Consider the following 18,862-nt stretch of genomic DNA (forward strand, 5'->3'; position numbering starts at 1 on the left):
CGGTCAAGAGGGTGTCTAACTCGGTCGTCACAACCCGATGTTGGACACCCTCCCTGCGTCCGTGAACCCCGCAATAGGAACTACTCGTCTAGTGCAACACCGGGCCTTATGAGGTGAAGCGGCGGGCCGGCGGGCTGGTCACGGTGTCGCCCTGCGATCCGGTGCCCACGATCTGGAGCTGCTCGCCGGTCGCGCGCACGACCAGGTCCAGGACGTCGTCCAGGGCGGGCCGCAGTGCGCGTCCGTCCTGCGACGCGGCACGGGTCGGGGAGTCCAGGATCGCGGCGCACCGCGCTGCGACCGGAGCGAGCCGCCCGTGGGAGACCTCGGCGCCGACCGCGCGCAGCCCGACGCGTACGGCGTGGGCGCTGGCCCCGCCTCCCGCGCGCATCACTGTCGCCAGGTCGCGGGGGAAGCCCCACCGCGACCGCGCTGACCAGCTGTGGTCGGGCTGTGGGCGGTGCAGCCGTCCGCCGCCCTCGGTCTCTTCGCCGGAGTGGGAGGGCGGCGGACCCACCGGGCAGAGAGTGCACGTGCCATTCAGCCCGATTTCAGACAGTTTATAGCCGCTCCAGCGCGCTTGATCATTTAATCCGGATTGCGCAGACTTTTTCTGAAAGTCGGGTCTTCGGCCTGGGTCTCTTCGCCGGAGTGACAGGCCGTGGACCTCCACCAGGGAGAAAGGGAGAAATGGGGTGGCCCGATGGCACACACGCCAGGGGCGCACTGCTGTAGCAAGCACGACTGGGCCTATCGGTGGGCCCGCTGGTTGGGCCCGGTCTACGCGCTCTACAAGATCGCGCGGGACCACTGGGGCTTGTGACACCACCGGTCGGAGCGATGCTGCCGCTGCACTGAGGGCCCTACCTGAATGCCTGGCGGCACAAGGGGGGCCTTCAGTACGGGATAGCGCAGGTCAGGTCCATTTCAGCGGCATCACCCACCGAGTTGGCCCGCGCAGGACGACCGCCCCCTTCCGCGCGACGGGGGTTGACGGAGATGGCGCGGAGAGGGGTCAGCCGGGTGCGGCGCCGCCGCTGCCTGGTGCATGAGCCCGGTCACACCTTGGGTCCCCCGCTGGGGGCAACCGTCCAGACAACGGTTCAGCCGCCCGTCGGTGCAACCCCCTCCCTGCCCTGCATCGGGCGCGGCAGTCGGGGGGCGGGCCAGGCCGGGTTCCGCTGCCAGGACATCCACGAGGCGGCGTCGGCGAACGGGCCGGAGTGCTCGGTGAGCATGGCGATGACCTGGTCGCGGGCGGCGTCCACGGCCTGGTGCTCGGTGTCGGTGACGATGCCGAGCCGCCGCACGTGCGCGTACTCGTCTTCGTCCTTCCACTCCCAGCTGGTCAGGTCGGGGTCGACGACCAGGTCCACGGTGAGGTCGAAGGTGTCGAACCCGTCCGTCGTACGGCGGGTGGGGTGCTCGAAGTTCACGTACCAGTTCCGCAGCCCGCCGCTGGTGTAGAAGGCGTTGACGCTGAACCATGCCGTCGGCGGCTTCAACAGCAGCAGCTCGGTCTCCTGCCACACGGCGTCCGCGAGCTCCCACACGCCAGTCGCCATCGCGTCGAACGCCTCCGTGCGCACCGATCGGTCGCCATCATCGCGGGCCTTGACGTACAGGGCCGGCCAGCGCGTCTCGGCTCCTGGCGGGCAGGCGGCCACCAGGGCCTCGCTGGTGTCGGCGACGACGCGCAGCGCGTGCTCGCTCCACACCCGGCCTGAGCCGTGTACGTCGCGCCGTACGACCGTCTGTCCCGTCTCGAAGGTGCGCACCTGTTCCTCCTTCGCCGCGGGCCGGGTCTCGGCGCGCGGTCTCCAGCCCAGCGCCGAGGGTGCGCCCTGGGCAAGCCCCCGTTGGAGGGTGGCTTGCCCAGGAGCGCCTTTGGCTTGCCCGGGTCAGGTCCGCCGGCGGAACAGGCTGCGGCGGGGGCTTGCCCGGCTCCTGGCCGTCGTCTTCCGGCTCCGGCGGTGCGGCAGCCTGGGGACGGGCGGCTTCGGCTGCGGCTTCCTCGCGGGCGACGTCGTCGGCGTGGCAGGTGCCGCACACCGACACATCCCCGGCGTTCCAGGCCGTCCGGTGCGCGGTGGTCTCCTCCCAGCGCTGGTCGGTGAACTTCTGCCCGCACCGCTTGCACACGGGGCGCTGCGCCTCTCGCTCAGCGGCACGGCGCCGCTCGTCTTCCGCTTCGGCGCGGGCGTACTGGCGGCGGTAGAGAGCGTCGCCGTCGGGGTTGTCGAGCGCGTCGGTCAGGGTCTGTTCGTCCTTGCGCCCCAGGCGAAGCCACACCGCCGCGTCCGCGCCGTGCTCCATCAGCGCTCCAGGGTGGTGAAGACGACCGGCACGGCCTGGCTGTAGTCCTTCGCCGTGATCGCCTCGCGGTAGTAGGTTTCGTACCGGCGCGGCGCCCAGAAGCGGCGGCCGGCTGCCTCGAGGACCTTCACGGTGTTGTCGACCTTCGCCTCGGTGGTGTCGGCGAACACGAACGCGAGTGGCACCAGGCCCTCCCGGCCGGTCTGCGGATAGACCCGCCGCCACAGCCGCTTCTCGTGGCCGACATCCTCGATCGCGCCCGGCTGGGAGCGGACCAGGTTCACGGTGTGCTTGTCCGCGTCCGGTGCCAACAGCCGGCCCCACTCCCAGTACCGGCGCACCTTGGACACCAGGTCGTGCGCGTCCTCGGTACGGCGGTCGATCTCCAGCAGCATCACCGGCACACCGGCCGCCGGCGCCCGCACCACCAGGTCTGTCCGCTGGACGTACCTGTCCGCGAGCCGGTGCGGAATCTCGGTGGCGAAGCCGAGCCGGTGCCCGATCCCGGCACGGTGGAGTTCGGCGGCCGTCGTGGTGACCGCCGCGGCGTGGTCGTCGTAGCTGGCGCCAAGCAGTTCCCCGGTGTCCGGGTCGTACTTCTCCTCACGCAGCGCCGAGACCCGTATGCCCTTCGGCTCCAGCAGCTTCTTCGCCTCGCCGTGTCCGCGCTTGGTCAGCACCCACACCTGCCGCTGGTCCTCCCGTACCAACTCGATCCTCACCAGGTGGTGGTCCTGAAGATCCAGAAGGGTGTCCCGTACGAGCTTGTCGTGCTGGTTGTCCGGCCGTGTCAGCTTCCACAACTGATCGGGCGTAGCCCTCTGGAAGATCCCCAGCGCCTGCAGCAACTCCCTCCGCCTGGGCCCCGTCGAGTTCTTCCTGTGAGTAGGACGCCTTGAGGCAAGAGGGTTGCCGGACCTGCGCCGCCCCCCTGTCCGCCGGGGCTGACCTGCAAAAACGTCCGGCCCGTGATGACGGGGCGGGTGGTGTCCCGATTCCTGCGCGGGCGTGATGACCACCACCGCCAGGACGAGGCCCTCGCAGCCGTCCCGGCCGGACTGTCACGCTCGACCCCACCACGAGGAACAGCCAGGCACACCACAGGTCACAGGGCACCTGCCGCGCCGCCCGGCGTGTCGTCCAGATGTGCCGGACCGAAGGCGACGTCCTCTCTGGAGTGCAGCGCCGATCCCCCGACCCCGCTCGTCGAGGCGGCTAGTCCCGAGTTGGATCTGGGTGGAGGAACGCTTCCCGGGCGCCGACCAGTGGAACCCCTCCACGAACGCCTCGTCGACGCCCGCCCCGTCGACCGGGCGGCTCTCACGATGGCGCAGGGTGAGGGCGTCGCCTTGGTCCAGGACCCGCAGGTACTTGGAGGGACTTGGAGGGACTTGGGCGCCTTCTGCACAGTGGGCTCGGGCGGCCGGGGCGGTCTGCGAGCTGGTGCGACTTGCAGAGCGTCCTGGAGGCCCCGGGCAGGGCTGTGGGTGGCTGTCAGGCCGGGGCGGGACATGCTGTGGCACCTCGAGTCATGGGGCCCGGTACAGCGGTTGGAGGGGGCACGCCGCGGAGTCGGTACAGTCCCGGTTTACAGTCGCTCTAAGCGGGGGCAACTGGCTCTGGTTTCCCAGGTCAAAGCATTGCGCTGTGTGTTCGAACATCCTCCACAGCGGGCTGATTCCTTCACAGCGGGCGCAGGACCCGCAAACGCACCAAGAAGCACATCGACGATCCGGGTCACGCCTTCCGGACGTGTACAAAGGAAACACCAGAGCGGGGCATTGGTCTACACCACCATCGCCCGACGACGGTAAAGCGCGAACCGCGTGGGGGAGGGCCGTGGGCCAGTCAACACGACGCGGAAACCAGCACCAGTACGGTCTGTGAAGGAAGTCGGGGGCACGCGGCTGTCACCACGAGCCCCCGACCCCAGTACCGGGACCTTGTCTGCGTACATCGTTACAGACCTGACCGGATCCCCCTGCGGCCCAAGGTCTGCCCGCTGGGTCAGGTCAATTGGCCTGGCTGGCATCGGCATCACAGCCCGCACCGACAGCACTACCGGCTTACCCCGCGGGAGCAGCCGCGTCTATCCGGCACGAGCTCTATGCGTCGTCAAAGCTGGGCTGACTCCACGGCTGGTCGGGAGGCGGACCTTGGGCACCGAGGAGCTGGGTGATCTTCTCAGCCTCGTCGCTTCAGCTGACGTTCACCGATGACCCGCGGCGCACGCCCAATACCGGATGGGCCGATACCTGAATCCCCCACCGCCCGTCTCCGGCCGGAGGAGCGTGGAAGCTCCACACCTGGTGCTGGGTGTGGAGCCCAGCTCACTCAGCGGAAGGGACCGTCGGTCGCGAAGGCGTGGGCTGCAAAACGCTTGCCCATTCGACGGTACGCGGCGGCGGTGGGGTGAAGGCCGTCGGCCAGGTCATCTGCCTCGTCCGGGCCGAGCAGCTCGCGTCCGTCGAGATAGTGGAGGTGGGGATCGGACGCCTGTCGTGCCGCAGCGATCCGGGCCAGCTCGGCACGGACGACCGCCAGCGACAATGCCCCGCCGGCCACATCGGCCGGGTCGCCCAGGGCAGCGAGCCTGCCGTCCGGGCCGGTCGCGGTCGGGCCGGGGGCCTCCTCCAGGGCCGGACAGCTCACCGGAGAGATCAACAGCAGCGGGGTGTCCGGGTGCCCGTCCCGGATCGTGTCCAGGAATCCGTGTACCGCCGGGCCGAACGTTCGCAGCCGGAAGGCGGACAGGCTCACGATGTTGATGCCCACCTTGAGGCTGATCAGGTCGGCGGGCGTATCGCGGATCGTCCGGGCGACATAGGGATCCAGCAGCGCGTTGCCCGCCTCGCTGAGGTTGATCACCTCTACCCCTCCGAGCGCAGCTGCCACCACTGGCCAGGTCCCGGTCGGGCCGTCGGCCTCGATGCAGTGGCTGATGGAACTGCCGTAGTGCACCCAGCGGCGCCGCCCGTCCGGCAGCGGTGCCAGCACCTCGCCGTCAGCGCGCAGTGCCACCAGCTCCGTTGGGGTCTGCTGTGGCAGCCACAACTCGATGCCCTTCATGCCGACCGGCAGCCCAGCGAACCGTACGGTTGCTGGTTCGCCCGGGATGAGCCGTTGAGCGGCCCCGGGGCCCGCCATCCGCAGCACGTTGCCCACCGGTGCCCGCTGACGCCCGGCCAGGTGGCCGTCCACCAGCAGCTCCAGCAGCCCGGTCGGGCGAGGGTGGAGGTCGGAGTCGAGCTGGCCGGTGGAGGTGAGTACCTCCAGCTCCAATGCGCGCGCATCGGTGCGGAACACCAGCCGCACCCCCGAAGGCATCACGGTCACTCCGTAGACCGACGGGTCCTGGTACTGCTCCTTGGTCCACGCGGGCAACCGGCGCGGCATCACCCCTGCCTGTGTGGTCTCCAGGTCCAGCGCGCCCCGTAACTCCACCGGCCCGCCCACCAGCGGAACCTCCCGCAGCGTCGCCACCTTCACCGCTCCTGTCCCAGGTCAATGTGGACCGCAGATGACATCGACCCGGCGCATTCGTGGCTCATCGGCGCCCGCCGAACTCGAAGTCGTGGACCTCGATGTCCGCGTACCGGTCCGCAGTCAGGACGGCTCGTGCCGTGTCCGGATCCGCAGCCCTGAGCAGCACTGCCGTACCCAGCCAGGTGTCGCCGTCGTCGGACAGCAGCGGCCCGTACGCGACCAGTTCCTCCTGGTCGAGCGGCAGGGCGAGGTCGGCGACCGGGCCCTCGCCGAGGCCGAGCACCAGGTACCGGTTGCCGTCGGTCCGGCCGCCGGGGAAATCCCACATGGTGCGCCCCAGCACATTGCGCCACCGGCGCAGCAGCACGTCCCGGTACGCGCCGGCCTGGTAGTTGGGCTCGTCGAAGGCGAACGCTCGGGCGGCGGCCGGATCGGGCAGGTCGACGATGTGTACGCTGCCGGTGGGTGTTTCACCATCATCGGCGAAGGTCGGACCGCGCACGATCAGCTCCTTCGTGTACCGGTCCATGTAGGACCAGTGCTCCTCCACCAACTCCTCGCGTAACGCAAGGGAGCCGGGCCGATCACGGTGGTAGCAGAAGAACTCCATGACCACAGACCCTTCCCCATCAAAGGCGCCCTCTCAACTGGCTTTTGGCAACTGGCTTCGTCGATCTCTAGGAACAGCATTTGTCGATCGGTTCTGGAGGCGGTTGGTGATCACCCAGCTCGCGGATGTCGATGGCAAACGACGGCACTGTCGTGTCTGGGGATGCGGGACGGCCAGCCGCCCGTCAGGGCGGCTGGCCGTCGAAGGTGGGAGTAGTGGCAGAGGTCGACCGGAAGGGAGACCGGGGGCGGTTCAGGCCACGTATGAATTTCGTTTATGGCGCCATGTCACGCAGATCTGGGCGGTTTCTGGGCAGTCCGAAGCCCGCCATCTCTTTTTCCTCGTAGGACAGGAAGCCCAGACTCCGGTAGAACGCGTGGTTGCGCTTGCCCTCCGGTGACGACTCGTGGTCCGTGGACAGGAGGAAGAAACGGCAGTGCGAGTAGCGTGGCATGAGGTCCTCGATCAAGGCCCGGCCGATGCCCTGCCTGTGATACTTGGGGTTGACAACGATGTCCTGGACGTAACAGATGTGCTCGTCGTCAGAGATGGTCCGGGCCAGTCCGAGGAGCGTTCCTGAACCGTCGCGTGCTGTGATGACGAGGTGCGAGTTCAGTAGGCCGCGGCAGAGCTTGTCGACGTCTTTGGTGTAGCCCTCCCAGCCGACTGAGTCGTAGAGGCTGAGCATCTCCTCAGGATCGAAAGTATCCTCTTTCGCTATGAACACACCAAAACCCCTATGCAGCGGTACCGCTTCTGATGACGAAACTCGACACCGCATCTGACTTCACGCTCGTCAGGCACGTCAAGATCGACAACCACTGAGCTCAGCCAGCCAGCCTTGGCGGGTTCCTCGGCTCGGGCGCGAGTGCTGGCCAGACGGTAGGAATCGGTGCCGGTCTCGATGATTGTGCCGTTGAAGGTGAGGCGGTCGACGATGGCCGCGCAGAGGCGGGGGTCGGTGAAGGGGCGCTGCCACGTTGTTGGGTGGATAGGTGTCTGATGGCACGTCGTGGCGTGGTGGAGCCCGGTTCCGGGTTGTGGTCAGGCCGTGGCGGCGGGGCTGGCGACGCCGGTGATCTGGTCCCAGATCGCGAAGCGGATGGTCATCTCGGCGCGGTAGTGGTGTGCGGTCATCAGGTGCCGACGGGGTCGGAAGTGGGGTGAGATGCCGCTGAACGCGGACAGAAACCGCTGTGCTCCGCCCACGGAGCGGAAGCCCTTCATCGCCCGTTCGCGCTGCCGGGTCGGCTGGTGGCTGTTCTCGGCCCGGTTGTTGAGGTACTTCGACTGCCGGTGCTCGACGCAGGGCATGACCTCGCGGCGGGCGGCGCCGTAGGAGCGGAGCCTGTCGGTGACGATCACCCGCGGCACCGTGCGGGTCTTCTTCATCAGGCGGCGCAAGAAGCGCCTGGCCGCGGCCTTGTCCCGGCGGTCCTGCACGAGGATGTCCAGGACGTTGCCATCCTGGTCGACGGCCCGCCACAGGTACTTCTGTTCCCCATTGATCTTGATGAAGACCTCGTCCAGGTGCCACTTGTCCCCGGGCCGGGGCTGCCGGCGGCGCAGCGCGCCTGCGTAGGTCTGCCCGAACTCGGCGCACCAGCGGCGCACCGTCTCGTAGGAGACGGTCACTCCGCGCTCGAGCATCAACTCCTCGACCTCGCGGAACGACAGCGGGAAACGGAAGTACAGCCACACATAGTGGGAGATCACCTCGACCGGGTACCGGTGCCCCTGGTACGACAGCGACGCACTCCCCACAAACGACCCCTCCCAGCCTGATCGACCCGAAGATCATCCCACCCGGCCAACCAACGTGACAGCGCCGTGACGAGCAGTTGCTGCGGGCGCGGCCGGGCCTACGGCGCTAACCACGGCGACCCCCATCCCGGCCCTCTACGCTGCCGTCATGACGCTGAACGCCGACGAGTATGAGCTCCTTCGCCTGATCGCCCAGTCACCAGAGCCCGTGGCCGCCTCCGACTTCTTTCACACCATCCACCCGGCGAACTTCGAGCGAAGCGCCGCCGAGGAAGACCCCCGGCGCGTGGCATGGCAGGAGAAGCAGTTCGGGCTTTACAAGGCGATGATCGACCTGCACGACGGCGGTCTCATCCGGATCGTCCACCCGGCGAACGGAGAGCGGCCAGACCTGATGGAGGCCACCGAGGCCGACCACGCTGCCCTGACCTGATGGCCTTGCCAGGCGGGCCCGGTCGGGCCCGCCTCAGCGCCGAGGGAAGAGCGGCAGCCGCGTGGTTGCGATGCTGTTCCCGTTGAAGTGCTGCCAGTCCGCCGCTTCAGCACATGGTGAGCTGTTCGTGCTCGGGCAGGTCGAGGTGGACGATCCGGCCCCTGGGGCAGGACTGCGGTGAGTTCGCGCGCCTCCTGGGCGCTGCGGACCAAGACCAGCTCCTCCGCGAGCGTGGGGCAGGCGGAGACCAGATCGGGGCAGGGCCGCACGACCCCGTACAGCGTCCGCCGCTTGTCGGCCAGGTGGACCGGAACACCGCGGGCGTACTGCGGCCACATCATCGGTTTCTCCGGGACCTCCACTCGAACACTCGACTCGCGCCAGGCGTACTCGGCGACGGCGGCGAATAGCTCGGTTTGCTGCAGCGGTGATAGCCGACACCACCACGCCCGCGCCGTCTCCAGGTCCTGGCGCTCCTGCTCTTCACGCTCGGCTTGCTCCCGGGCAAGACGCGCCTCGCGTTCCACCCGCTCCCGCTCCCGGCGCGCGTCCTCCTCTGCCCACCGGCGCTGCGCCTCCTCCAAGCGCACTCGGGCCTCCTCCTCCCGCTGCAGGCGTCGGCGTTCGGTCTCCTCGGCCTTCCGCGCACGTTCCTGCTCCTCCAGCTCCTGGCGCCGCCGCTCCGCAGCCTCTTCCTGCTCCTTCTGCCGCGCCTCCCGTTCCGCCCGCGCGGCCTCCTGCCGTTGCCGCATCGCCTCGTGCTTGTCCTGATCGGCGATCGACCTCCGCGATGTCCACCACTGATCCCGGCGGAACCGCCGCTGCTCACCGTCGACCACCCGGTACACCCGCCGGTATCGGGGTAGCACCTCGACGGGAACGAGCTGCTCTTCCAGCGCCCAGCGCCCAGCGCACGAACCGCTCGAGCGGCTCCTCCTGGAACTCCCACCGCCCGCTCCGGTACACGAACCCGGCAAGCCCGTCGTCCACCACCCACGGTTGATCCCGCTCCTGCGGAGCCCTGACCCGGACGGCCGGCACCGAGCTGATCCACTGCGGGGATTGCTCGTGCGGCGACACCCAGCACACCCGGATGCCTTCATCGGAGTAGCGGCCGGTGCGGGCAGCAATGTCGTCCAAGGTGATCGGCGACAGCTGAGCCTCCCAGGCCATGCGCTGAGTACCGTCCACGGACGATGCCATGACGTCCGCGCGCCAGGAGCCGTCCTCGGCCGGCACCTCCAACGGGGCGTACCACCCGGCCGCCCGGATCGCGGCCGCCATCTCCAGCTTGAGCATGTGGTGTTCCCATGACTCGCTCGACAGCTCGCACGACGGCGGCCGCCCTGGATCGTGGCAGAAGAACCGCACGCCGTACCGGGAAACCTTGGGGTGCAGGCTCCAGGAACACTCGGGGCAGGTCAGCGGGATGCGTGGACGGACCTTGTGGATTTGGTTCCAGCCCAGGCCGCCACCAAGGTCGGGGAGAGCGGCATCGAGGCGGCCCAGGTCGGGGTGCAGCGCGGTGAAAGGCATGAAGCGCAGCTCCTGGCGATCCGGCGTGACTCACGACGTACCTGACAGGACAGCACATAAGCAGGCACCACTGACAGAGCGCCTGCGGTTGCCTACCGGACCGACAAGACTGGAGCGCACATGGCCGGGGCTCCTTCTCCATCGAGGCTCGAGGTGGCCTTGGCGGCACAGCAGGCGGGTGAAGAATTCGGTGAGCATGGCTTCCCCGGCTGAGGGGTTGCGCAGTTCGTGACCGCCGATGCGGTAGACCTCGTAGCCCTGCAGCGTGAGCTGGCGGTCCTCCGCCCCCATCGGGGCGTAGCGCGCGGGATCAGCCAGCCAGACGGTGTCAGCCTGCCGAGCGTAGTGCTGGATGCCGTGCCTCGATCTATGCAGCAGCGTTCCCCGGCCTGATCGTGGAGATGTCTCAGCTGGCCGGGACCGGGGCTTCGTTCCCCATTCTTGCTGCTCGGGGTGGGCCATGTTGCATGTGGTCGGCGAGGTCTCGATGCGCCTGCGCCGGACTGACGGACAGATCGACGAGGACCGGCACTGGCCGACGACGGGTTCCGACGTCTTCGAGCCCTCAGCACCGTGGCGCACGTTCCGCTGGCGGTCGGGGCAGAAGCACTATTCGGGCACGTACTGGTCCTCATCATGCGCGATCATGTGGTCTGCGAGTCGCGGCTCGAGCAGTGGCTCACCGCCGCCGAGAACATCGGGCTGAAGCCCCTGCGGAGCGGCCCGCGGCAGGACTTCGACGCCGTCACCGCCGGGCTCACCCTGGAATGGAGCTGCGGTGTGCGCCCTTCCGGATCAGCACGGGGACGCCCTCGCACCGTAGCCACTACCCGCCCGAACAGGGCGGCATTTCGCCCCTGCCGCGTTCTGGCACCGGCCGCGCGAAGCCGTCGCAGCAGCTGTGACTCGTGGATCGGCTGCCCCTCCTCACGGGGCCGGGCGTCAGCCGTGCAGCCCCGCCTCCTGTGCCAGCACCGCCGCCTGGACGCGGTTGGTGCAGCCGGTGCGCGTGAGGATGCTGCTGATGTGGGCCTTGACCGTGCCGGAGCTGAGGTGGAGCTGTGCTGCGATCTCTGCGTTGGAGAGGCCGGTGCCCAGTAGCCGGAGGATGTTCCGTTCGGTCGGTGTCAGGTCCGCGATCCGACGTGACGCGGCGTCGCTGCCGTGGCCCGACCGGGTCCGGAAGTCGATGAGTTGGCGGGTGACCTGCGGGGCGAGGACCGGTTCTCCGGCGGCGGCGCGGCGTACGGCGTCGATGAGGTCGCGGGGTCCGGTGTCCTTGAGGAGGTAGCCCACGGCTCCGGCGCGCAGGGCGCGGGTGACGCTCGGTTCTTCGCCGAAGGCCGTCAGCATGACCACTCGGGTGCGGGGCGAGTGGCGGGCGATCTCGGCGGCGCCGGTGATGCCGTCGCCGGGCATGCGGATGTCGAGGAGCGCGACGTCGACGGGGTGGGCTCGGCAGGCTTCGACGGCTTCGCGGGCGTTTTGCGCCTCGGCCACGATACGGACCTTGTCGTCGTTCTCCAGGATCAGCCGGATCCCGGTGCGCATGAGCGCCTCGTCATCAGCGATCAGGACTCGGATCATCGGCTCAGTGTAGAACCGCCATGATCAGCAGGGCGAGGGTGCCGCCGACTGTCGGGAGCAACACCAGCATCGCCGCGCAGCCCCCGCCCAGGAGACGGGGCCAGGTGAGGACCTCCGTGGACAGCGGGGGCCGGGAGCCCGCCCCGTCGGACACCGGCTCGGACGAAGTGGCGTACACGGGCGGCACGTCGGGCCGGGCGGGTATACGGGCGGAGAGGACGAAGCCGCCCTCCGGACGCGGTCCGGCGTTGAGGGCGCCACCGAGCAGGGTGATCCTCTCCTGGAGCCCGACGAGTCCGCTCCGGTTCCCGTCCCCGGGCGAACGGGCCACCGGCGGTGCATCGTTGACCACGGTGACCACCACTGTGTCCCCCTCGTCGTGGAAGGTCACGCGGACAGGCGCTCCGGGCGCGTGCTTCAGGGCGTTGGCGAGTCCTTCGCGGGTGACACGGTGGACGGCCTGCCGCGTGCGGGCGTCCGCGTCCGCCGGCCCGGTCGCGTGCCAGTGCAGTTCGGCGTCGGCCCCCGCGCTCCGGGAGTCCGCCACGAGGGCCGAGAGGTCTTCGCGGGTCCCTCGCTCGGCGGTCTCCTTGTCCGACTGGTGGCGGAGGACGCCGAGGATGCCGCGCAGCTCTTCCATGGCCGTTCCGGCGGTGGTGTGCAGGAGTTCGGCCTGGGCGGCCAGCGGGGGCGCCTGTCGTTCGGCAGCGAGCTGGAGGGCTCCGGCGTGCATCGAGATGAGGCCGATGCGGTGGCCGAGCAGATCGTGCATCTCCGCGGCGATGCGCGCCCGTTCCTCCATACGGGCCGCCTCGTCGGTGAGGAAGCGGGCCTGTTCGAGGTAGGCGTTGCGTTCCCGCAGCAGACCGGTCAGCGGACGGCGACGCCCCAGCATCAGGCCGGACAGCGCGGGCAGCGCGATGAACAGCGCGCTCATGCCGACGCCGGCGGCCAGGTACGGCATCTTCGGGAGTCCGCTGAGGGATTGGGCGGCGATCGACGCGAGCACGGAGCCGGCAGTGCTCGCCCCGACCACCCTCCAGGCGCGCCGTGCGGGGGCGATGCGGCGCGTGGCGGACCACACGACGCACGGCACCACCACCGTCGCCCACATGTTGTCCCCGGCGATCAAGGGCACGCAGCCCAGGACCGCCAGGGCCGGGTACATACGCCGTGCGGGCACGAGCAGCGCCGCCCACACCCCCAGGAGAGCAGCGGTGACCGGATGGGCCGGCGGTACCAGCGGAAACGGCGCCAGCGTGCACAGCAGGACCAGGCCGGCGAGTACGGACTCGGCGACGACTGACCGCCGGGGCGCGGCGCGCACCGCGTCCTGGATCGCGGTGGCTTCGCGGCGCATCCGCCTCCACGGTCGCACTGCCGGGATCATGGTTTCCTCCGTGTGGGTGCCGTTCTCAACGGCCGTCCTCGTCATACGCGTTGGCGAACCGCTGCGGGCTCAGGCAGCTCGTGCCGCTCCTCCGGGGACCCGGAGCTCGGGCTCCGCCCGCAGCCCGGCGACGTCCACCCCGCTCTCGGTCAGTACACGCTCGATCTCCGCCGCGGACTCCGCGTCCGTCCCGGTCCTGTCCAGCAGGGCGGCCAGCAGGTGGGTCGTGCCGACCGTGGGCGAGTTCTGAGCGGCAGCGGTGAGCTGTGTGACGTGCAGGAGCCGTCGCTCGAAGTCGGCGGTGCCGCGGACCTCCGGGAGCTCCGCCTCCGCGACCCCGGTGGCGGGAACCAGCACTCGGGTGACAGCATCCTGCCGGGCGCCGTGTCGGCGCAGCAGTTCCGCCCCCTGGTTCGCTTCCCTCAGCTTCTCGGGCAGCTCACGCCCCGCGACGGTCAACGACCGGTCCAGCGCCAGGATACCCGACAGTGCATCGACGGGCTCCTGCTCCGGCGCCCCGCGCCGCACCGCCCCCCGTAGCGCCTCCGCGCGCACCGCGCTCACGACCGAGGAACCGAACCCCGCGCCGCCCCCGAGGATCCAGGCGGTGAACTTCCGGGTCAGCGGATTACCGCTCTTCCCGAACGTCCCCGACTGGCGCAGCATCACCACCGAGCCGGGCTCCGGCGTGCTGTCGCTCCCGCGCAACGCGTCGAGCGCAGCAGAGGCGGCGGAGACGTCCAGCTTTTCCACCACCATGGCTTCGCGAGCACGCGAATCGGGCAGCTCGACCAGTGCGTGCGCCACATGGCGGACGCGCACCGCAAGGGTGCCCTCCTCCCGTGCGGTCTCCAGCGCCTTGCGCAGGCAGGTCCGCAACGCACCGGTCATCGGCGGGAGTTCAATGCCTTGCTGTTCCTCTTCCTTCTTCTTCCGGTTCTTCCAGCGCAGCCTCTTGGCTTGCTCCTGCCGGACCTCCCGCCAGAATGCGTCGATCTCCCGCTCGTCGTCCGGGGCTTCCGCCGCACCGTCACCCGCGTCGTCACTGACCCACACGGATGTCCCCCGGCACCCGATCGACCCGCCGAGCGAGCCGGCGGCCTTCATCCCGGGGGCGATCGCGGAACCTGCGGCCGAGTCGCCCGACACGAGCGCGCTCAGCACGCTTTCCGTACCGACGTCCTCGCGTTCCTCCTTGGCCACCTGGCTCATCGTCGCCAGCAGCAGCTCGACGACGTCTCGCTCGAACTCGGTGGTCGCGCCGGCGTTACGGTCGGAAGTTCGCTGATCCATCGGGCCTTCCTCTCCCTGGTGTTACTCGGTGAGAAGGACGCTAGCCCGCGTACTCCCGGCTCCGCGACGGCCGACCGGCCATGCTTCCCGTCCGATCGGCCGGGTTCTCTCGTCCGGGCGGACGAGGCCCTGCGGATCCGACAGGAACCTCGGACGGACATTTCATGAGCATCTACCAAGGCGCTGTCACGTTGGCTGAGCGGGTGGGATGATCTTCTGGTTGATCGTGTGGGAGGGGGCTGTTCCGTGGGGGCCGTGGCTCCGTCGTACAAGGGGCACCGGTACCCGGTCGAGGTGATCTCCCACTGTGTGTGGCTGTACTTCCGTTTCCCGCTGTCGTTCCGCGAGGTCGAGGAGTTGATGCTCGAGCGCGGAGTGACCGTCTCCTACGAGACGGTGCGCCGCTGGTGCGCCGAGTTCGGGCAGACCTACGCAGGCGCGCTGCGCCGCCGGCAGCCCCGGCCTGATGACAAGTGGCACCTGGACGAGGTCTTCATCAAGATCAATGGGGAACAGAAGTACCTGTGGCGGGCCGTCGACCAGGATGGCAACGTCCTGGACATCCTCGTGCAGGACCGCCGGGACAAGGCCGCGGCCAGGCGCTTCTTGCGCCGCCTGATGAAGAAGACCCGCACGGTGCCGCGGGTGATCGTCACCGACAGGCTCCGCTCCTACGGCGCCGCCCGCCGCGAGGTCATGCCCTGCGTCGAGCACCGGCAGTCGAAGTACCTCAACAACCGGGCCGAGAACAGCCACCAGCCGACCCGGCAGCGCGAACGGGCGATGAAGGGCTTCCGCTCCGTGGGCGGAGCACAGCGGTTTCTGTCCGCGTTCAGCGGCATCTCACCCCACTTCCGACCCCGTCGGCACCTGATGACCACACACCACTACCGCGCCGAGATGACCATCCGCTTCGTGATCTGGGACCAGATCACCGGCGCTGCCGACCGGCCCACCACGGCCTGACCACAGGACCGGCTCCCAAGCCCACTCTGCCCCGATGCGCCGTCAGCAGTCAGCAGTCAGCAGTCAGCAGTCACACACGTGACAACGTGACAACGCCCCTCGGTGTCCTATCGCTGACCCACGGTGCGAAGTAGAGGCCTCTCATGCTGGCGCGCCGCCCCGGCTGATCGCCGTGCCGCTCGCGCGGCGGCGCGGTCGCCGGGACGTACCGCACTGGCCGGTTCACGAAGGTGCCCCGGCTCGCGAAGCTCCTGCGGGTCCAGACCCCGGCCGACCGCGGGCCGGGGCAGCCGTGGCGGTCCGGCGCCCGGCCGCCGGCCCGGTCGACCCGGACACCCCGGGCGCGGACATCCGGATCGGCTACGCCCGCTGCTCGACCCTCGGGCAGGAACTCGACTCCCAGCTCGACGCCCTCGCCAGGCACGGCGTCCCGCGCGAGCAGGTGTTCAGCGGCTGCCGACGTCCCGCGCCCCCGTCCAGCACCATCCTCGCGCCGGACGCCGAGTCGTAACGAGCCCTTCGCGCCCGGCCTACTTTGCACCGTGGGTCAGGGATAGGACACCGGGGCCGTGAAGCCCACAAGTTCACGCGGGCTGAAGGGGCCTCAGCGGGAACCCGAGGGTGTAGTGCCGTTTCAGCGGGCGCCGGCTCATCGGTTTCGGGGTGAAACCGGCGATCTCAGGAGTCGACCACGTGACATCCAAAAGACGGTGCCCACGAGGCGGCCGGGCTCAACCGCGAGGAGATGCTCGGCCTCGTACAGGTGCCTGGGCCCGCGCCCGCCGGTCTGGGTACCTCAGGGCAGCTGGATCATCACACATGTGGGCCCGCGCTCCGCGAGCGTCTCGCAGTCGTTCGCCCCGTTGGCGACCACGGCCCCGATCTCGATACCCCACGCCCCGGCCGGAACAGTGACCGGCGTGTCGACCCGGTGCTCGATCACACCTCGATCATTGGGCCGGAGAACGCTGTGGAAGAAATCCACCGGCGGCTCCAGAGGCTCCCCGGCCTCATCCACAGCGTTTCCGTACACCTCGATGGTGGCCCACGTATCCACGCCGTCGGCGTGGACGCCGAACCTCAGCCTCGGATCAGACCGGGGCCCCGTGAGCCGGACATCAGTGATGGACGGCCGCCCGTTCCCGCCCGCCGCCTTCGCGGCACCGACCACCGCCACGCTCAGCGCAACCATGTAGAAGATCACCCCGAGGATGAGCACCACCGTCTCCCACATGTTGCCCCGTCGTGTGGGACGCATCAGTAGTGCCACGATGCTGCAGACAATCGCCAGGATCGCGCAGAGCGACGCCACGTAGATGGGCCACGACTCGTTGTTGAGCGCGACGAAGACGACGTCGCTGGTGAGCCCGAGAGCGGTCATGACGCCCGCGACGGTGACCAGGGCCCCGGCGAGGATCTTGGCGACGTCGTCCAGGCGCTTCCCGAGTCTGGCCTGGATTTCGTCGGGCAGCGGGGCGTGTTCCTGTCCACCGCCCGGCCTGCGCAGCCCGCTCATGAAACAGACGCTAGTCCTGGACGCGATCGCAGGCGTCAGGAGGTGGGCCAGACGGAGCAACTGTGGCCAGATTCGGGCACGACCGGTCGGTTCCGATGACTGGAGTGAGAGAACCGGCGAAGCCGCGGCCTTCCTCGGGTGTGTCTCCGACCCCTGGCACCCTGTTGAGCAGCTCAGGTCTCCCAGCCGGCCGTCCTCGCCGCCGGAGGCCGCTTCCTTCAGCGCGTCGGCTGGACCCTCGTGGAAGTCGGCCTGCGACTGGCCGCCGCCCCCAAGGCGACAGCCGCCATCCCTTAGCGCCGTTCGCGACCGCCGTCCCCGTGGGGAAGCATGACCGCGCGGATGGGGAATTAGCTGACTGAACCCACCTGAGGTGGGGAATTGCATGACCGTCGACAGACCCTGCCCTGGAACTCCGGCGTCGTCGAAGGACACGTCAACCGGATCAAGATGCTCAAGCGCCAGATGTTCGGACGCGCCGGCTTCGCACTGCTCCGCAAGCGGGTCCTCCTCGCCCCGTGACCAATCTCAGTGGCTCCTGGAACCATGCCTTCGTCCAAGACAGCCGTATCAGGAGCCATGCATGGGAACGTGGGGAACCGGCCCATTCGCCAGCGACCTCGCCGCAGACTTCGTCGATGAACTCGAGGGACTCACCCACCAGCAGGTCATCGACGTGCTGGAGCGGGCATTCCAGCGAGTCACCGACTCGGGAGAACGCGTCGACGGCGGAGACGGGGCCGAAGCCGTTGCCGCCGGCTATCTTGTCGCCAGCACCCTCCCGGACAGCCCCATGGTGATTGACCCCGATGACGGCCCCAGGGAACCACTGCCCGAACTGCCGGCCTCGCTTCGTTCGTCGGCGAGACTCGCACTGGACCGGGTTCTCCAGGACGGATCAGAACTCGCAACCGGCTGGGTGGACAGCGCCGACGCCGCCCAGTGGCGCCAGGAGGTGCGACAGATCCTCCAAGCACTCGAAAAACCCGCTGATCACTAATCGTGACCGCTTCACGGAACTCGTGCCAGAACCCGAGAGCGGACAGCATTTGTTCACCGCTTCGGGCAGCAGACAGTGGTGGGTGCGAATCGAACATTCACCAGTTCCGACAGCACCTGCACCGACTCGCCGGGTACTCAACGGCGCCTGGGACAGGCCGCTGAGCGACGACCACCTGGCTGCCCCCGTTGCGCAAGCGCCGCTGGGCGCGGGCTCAGAGGCCCTTTCGCATGAGAACGCACATCGTCTCGTGGCGACGGATCGACCCGTCGGGCCCTTCCTCGTCCCAGGCTTCCGGTTTGCGGCCGTGTGCGATGTAGCCCAGGCGCTCGTACAGGGCGCGCGCCCGGGGGTTGTCCTCCTCCACCGCGAGTTCGGCCCTGCGCAACCCACGGTGCCTGATCCGCTGTTCGGCAGCGCGGACGAGCAGCGTGCCCAAGCCGCAGGACTGCAACGCCGGCAGCACGGCGAGCTGCCACAGGGTTCCGGCTTCCTCGGCGACCTCGTAGTCGATGCCGCCGATCGCCACCGGCAGATCCACGGGAGTGCATACAGCCAGGTAGTCCACCTCGCCCGAGGCAGCTCGCGCCAGCTCTCGCTCTACGTGGCGTAGGTGGGTGGCCGAGCCGGACCAGGTGCACGCTGGCAAATCCTGGGGCAACAGATCGCGCACGGTGACAGGCACGGTGACGGTGGCATCGGTGGAGTCGTCTTCAGTGATCACGGTCTGAAGCATGCGACCGCGGCGATGGCACGACAACGGATTTCTACCGGCTTGGGGCCGTGCGTCGGCGCCGACCGGACTCGCTGGCGTCGCTGCCGCTTGTGATGAACATCGAACATGACGTGGCTGGAGTGCCTCCCGAAACGCTGAGCTTGGCGTTTAACCTTCGGCCTTGACCAGGCCGGGTGGTTGGGCGCCTGGGCAGAGGTAGAAGAGTTCGGGGTCGCCTTCGTCCAGGCCG

At 69.0% G+C, this 18,862-nt stretch carries 19 protein-coding genes and 1 pseudogene; 6 read left to right on the forward strand and 14 right to left on the reverse strand.

Annotated features, from left to right (window positions below; all coding sequences use genetic code 11):
* Positions 1–106 precede the first annotated feature (106 nt).
* Both ACZ6BB_RS41495 and ACZ6BB_RS41500 read right to left on the reverse strand, forming a co-directional pair.
* Positions 107–517 carry a hypothetical protein gene (locus tag ACZ6BB_RS41495; protein ID WP_471620266.1) on the reverse strand — a complete coding sequence of 137 codons (411 nt, stop codon included), beginning with the start codon at positions 515–517 and terminating at the stop codon, positions 107–109.
* Between the two features lie 586 nt (positions 518–1,103).
* A complete protein-coding gene (locus ACZ6BB_RS41500; protein WP_471620267.1) occupies positions 1,104–1,778 on the reverse strand; it encodes a ribonuclease FAU-1 family protein in 675 nt (224 codons plus the stop codon).
* A 109-nt stretch (positions 1,779–1,887) separates the two neighbouring features.
* Between ACZ6BB_RS41500 and ACZ6BB_RS41505 the strand changes: the two genes are divergently transcribed.
* The gene (locus tag ACZ6BB_RS41505) at positions 1,888–2,361 is read left to right on the forward strand and encodes a hypothetical protein (protein WP_471620268.1); all 474 of its coding nucleotides are present in this window, start codon (positions 1,888–1,890) and stop codon (positions 2,359–2,361) included.
* Here the strand turns inward: ACZ6BB_RS41505 and ACZ6BB_RS41510 are convergent.
* The 6 genes and pseudogenes from ACZ6BB_RS41510 to ACZ6BB_RS41535 form a co-directional block, all read right to left on the reverse strand.
* On the reverse strand, positions 2,316–3,119 hold the full coding sequence (locus tag ACZ6BB_RS41510) for a hypothetical protein (protein ID WP_471620269.1): 804 nt from the start codon (positions 3,117–3,119) through the stop codon (positions 2,316–2,318). The two genes, ACZ6BB_RS41505 and ACZ6BB_RS41510, sit on opposite strands and share 46 nt — an antisense overlap.
* A 1,531-nt stretch (positions 3,120–4,650) precedes the next feature.
* Complete coding sequence (locus ACZ6BB_RS41515) at positions 4,651–5,790, reverse strand: GDSL-type esterase/lipase family protein (RefSeq protein ID WP_471620283.1); 1,140 nt, start codon at positions 5,788–5,790, stop codon at positions 4,651–4,653.
* A 73-nt stretch (positions 5,791–5,863) separates the two neighbouring features.
* Complete coding sequence (locus tag ACZ6BB_RS41520; RefSeq protein WP_471620270.1) at positions 5,864–6,412, reverse strand: YciI family protein; 549 nt, start codon at positions 6,410–6,412, stop codon at positions 5,864–5,866.
* A gap of 274 nt (positions 6,413–6,686) precedes the next feature.
* Positions 6,687–7,139, reverse strand: coding sequence for a GNAT family N-acetyltransferase (locus tag ACZ6BB_RS41525; protein ID WP_471620271.1), 453 nt, complete (start codon positions 7,137–7,139; stop codon positions 6,687–6,689).
* Positions 7,140–7,279: 140 nt separating this feature from the next.
* Positions 7,280–7,390 (reverse strand): annotated as a pseudogene (locus ACZ6BB_RS41530) (ATP-binding protein); the annotation flags it as partial.
* A gap of 66 nt (positions 7,391–7,456) precedes the next feature.
* Positions 7,457–8,176: an IS6 family transposase gene (locus ACZ6BB_RS41535; protein ID WP_471620272.1), complete on the reverse strand. Its 720-nt coding sequence runs from the start codon at positions 8,174–8,176 to the stop codon at positions 7,457–7,459.
* 148 nt (positions 8,177–8,324) lie between these two features.
* On the opposite strand from ACZ6BB_RS41535, the gene ACZ6BB_RS41540 reads away from it, so the two are divergent.
* Positions 8,325–8,609 (forward strand): hypothetical protein, encoded by a 285-nt coding sequence (locus ACZ6BB_RS41540; RefSeq protein WP_471620273.1) that lies wholly within the window; start codon positions 8,325–8,327, stop codon positions 8,607–8,609.
* An 825-nt stretch (positions 8,610–9,434) separates the two neighbouring features.
* Here ACZ6BB_RS41540 and ACZ6BB_RS41545 read toward each other — a convergent pair.
* From ACZ6BB_RS41545 to ACZ6BB_RS41560, 4 genes are all read right to left on the reverse strand, one after another.
* Positions 9,435–10,145 (reverse strand): competence protein CoiA family protein, encoded by a 711-nt coding sequence (locus ACZ6BB_RS41545; RefSeq protein ID WP_471620274.1) that lies wholly within the window; start codon positions 10,143–10,145, stop codon positions 9,435–9,437.
* Positions 10,146–11,087: 942 nt separating this feature from the next.
* The gene (locus ACZ6BB_RS41550) at positions 11,088–11,732 is read right to left on the reverse strand and encodes a response regulator (protein WP_471620275.1); all 645 of its coding nucleotides are present in this window, start codon (positions 11,730–11,732) and stop codon (positions 11,088–11,090) included.
* A 4-nt stretch (positions 11,733–11,736) separates the two neighbouring features.
* Entirely contained in the window at positions 11,737–13,092 is a 1,356-nt protein-coding gene (locus ACZ6BB_RS41555) for a sensor histidine kinase (protein ID WP_471620276.1), read from the reverse strand.
* A gap of 99 nt (positions 13,093–13,191) precedes the next feature.
* The gene (locus ACZ6BB_RS41560) at positions 13,192–14,415 is read right to left on the reverse strand and encodes a hypothetical protein (protein WP_471620277.1); all 1,224 of its coding nucleotides are present in this window, start codon (positions 14,413–14,415) and stop codon (positions 13,192–13,194) included.
* Between the two features lie 246 nt (positions 14,416–14,661).
* Here ACZ6BB_RS41560 and ACZ6BB_RS41565 point away from each other — a divergent pair, with 246 nt between their 5' ends.
* Both ACZ6BB_RS41565 and ACZ6BB_RS41570 read left to right on the forward strand, forming a co-directional pair.
* Complete coding sequence (locus tag ACZ6BB_RS41565) at positions 14,662–15,381, forward strand: IS6 family transposase (RefSeq protein WP_471620278.1); 720 nt, start codon at positions 14,662–14,664, stop codon at positions 15,379–15,381.
* A gap of 292 nt (positions 15,382–15,673) precedes the next feature.
* The gene (locus tag ACZ6BB_RS41570) at positions 15,674–15,892 is read left to right on the forward strand and encodes a hypothetical protein (protein ID WP_471620279.1); all 219 of its coding nucleotides are present in this window, start codon (positions 15,674–15,676) and stop codon (positions 15,890–15,892) included.
* 285 nt (positions 15,893–16,177) lie between these two features.
* Here ACZ6BB_RS41570 and ACZ6BB_RS41575 read toward each other — a convergent pair whose 3' ends face one another.
* Positions 16,178–16,897: a hypothetical protein gene (locus tag ACZ6BB_RS41575; protein ID WP_471620280.1), complete on the reverse strand. Its 720-nt coding sequence runs from the start codon at positions 16,895–16,897 to the stop codon at positions 16,178–16,180.
* A 381-nt stretch (positions 16,898–17,278) separates the two neighbouring features.
* On the opposite strand from ACZ6BB_RS41575, the gene ACZ6BB_RS41580 reads away from it, so the two are divergent.
* Entirely contained in the window at positions 17,279–17,419 is a 141-nt protein-coding gene (locus tag ACZ6BB_RS41580) for a hypothetical protein (protein WP_471620284.1), read from the forward strand.
* Positions 17,420–17,480: 61 nt separating this feature from the next.
* A complete protein-coding gene (locus tag ACZ6BB_RS41585; RefSeq protein ID WP_471620281.1) occupies positions 17,481–17,897 on the forward strand; it encodes a DUF4259 domain-containing protein in 417 nt (138 codons plus the stop codon).
* 214 nt (positions 17,898–18,111) lie between these two features.
* On the opposite strand, the gene ACZ6BB_RS41590 is transcribed toward ACZ6BB_RS41585, so the two are convergent.
* A complete protein-coding gene (locus ACZ6BB_RS41590; protein WP_471620282.1) occupies positions 18,112–18,633 on the reverse strand; it encodes a GNAT family N-acetyltransferase in 522 nt (173 codons plus the stop codon).
* Positions 18,634–18,862 lie beyond the last annotated feature (229 nt).

Source organism: Streptomyces sp. NPDC041108 (genome assembly GCF_055592645.1).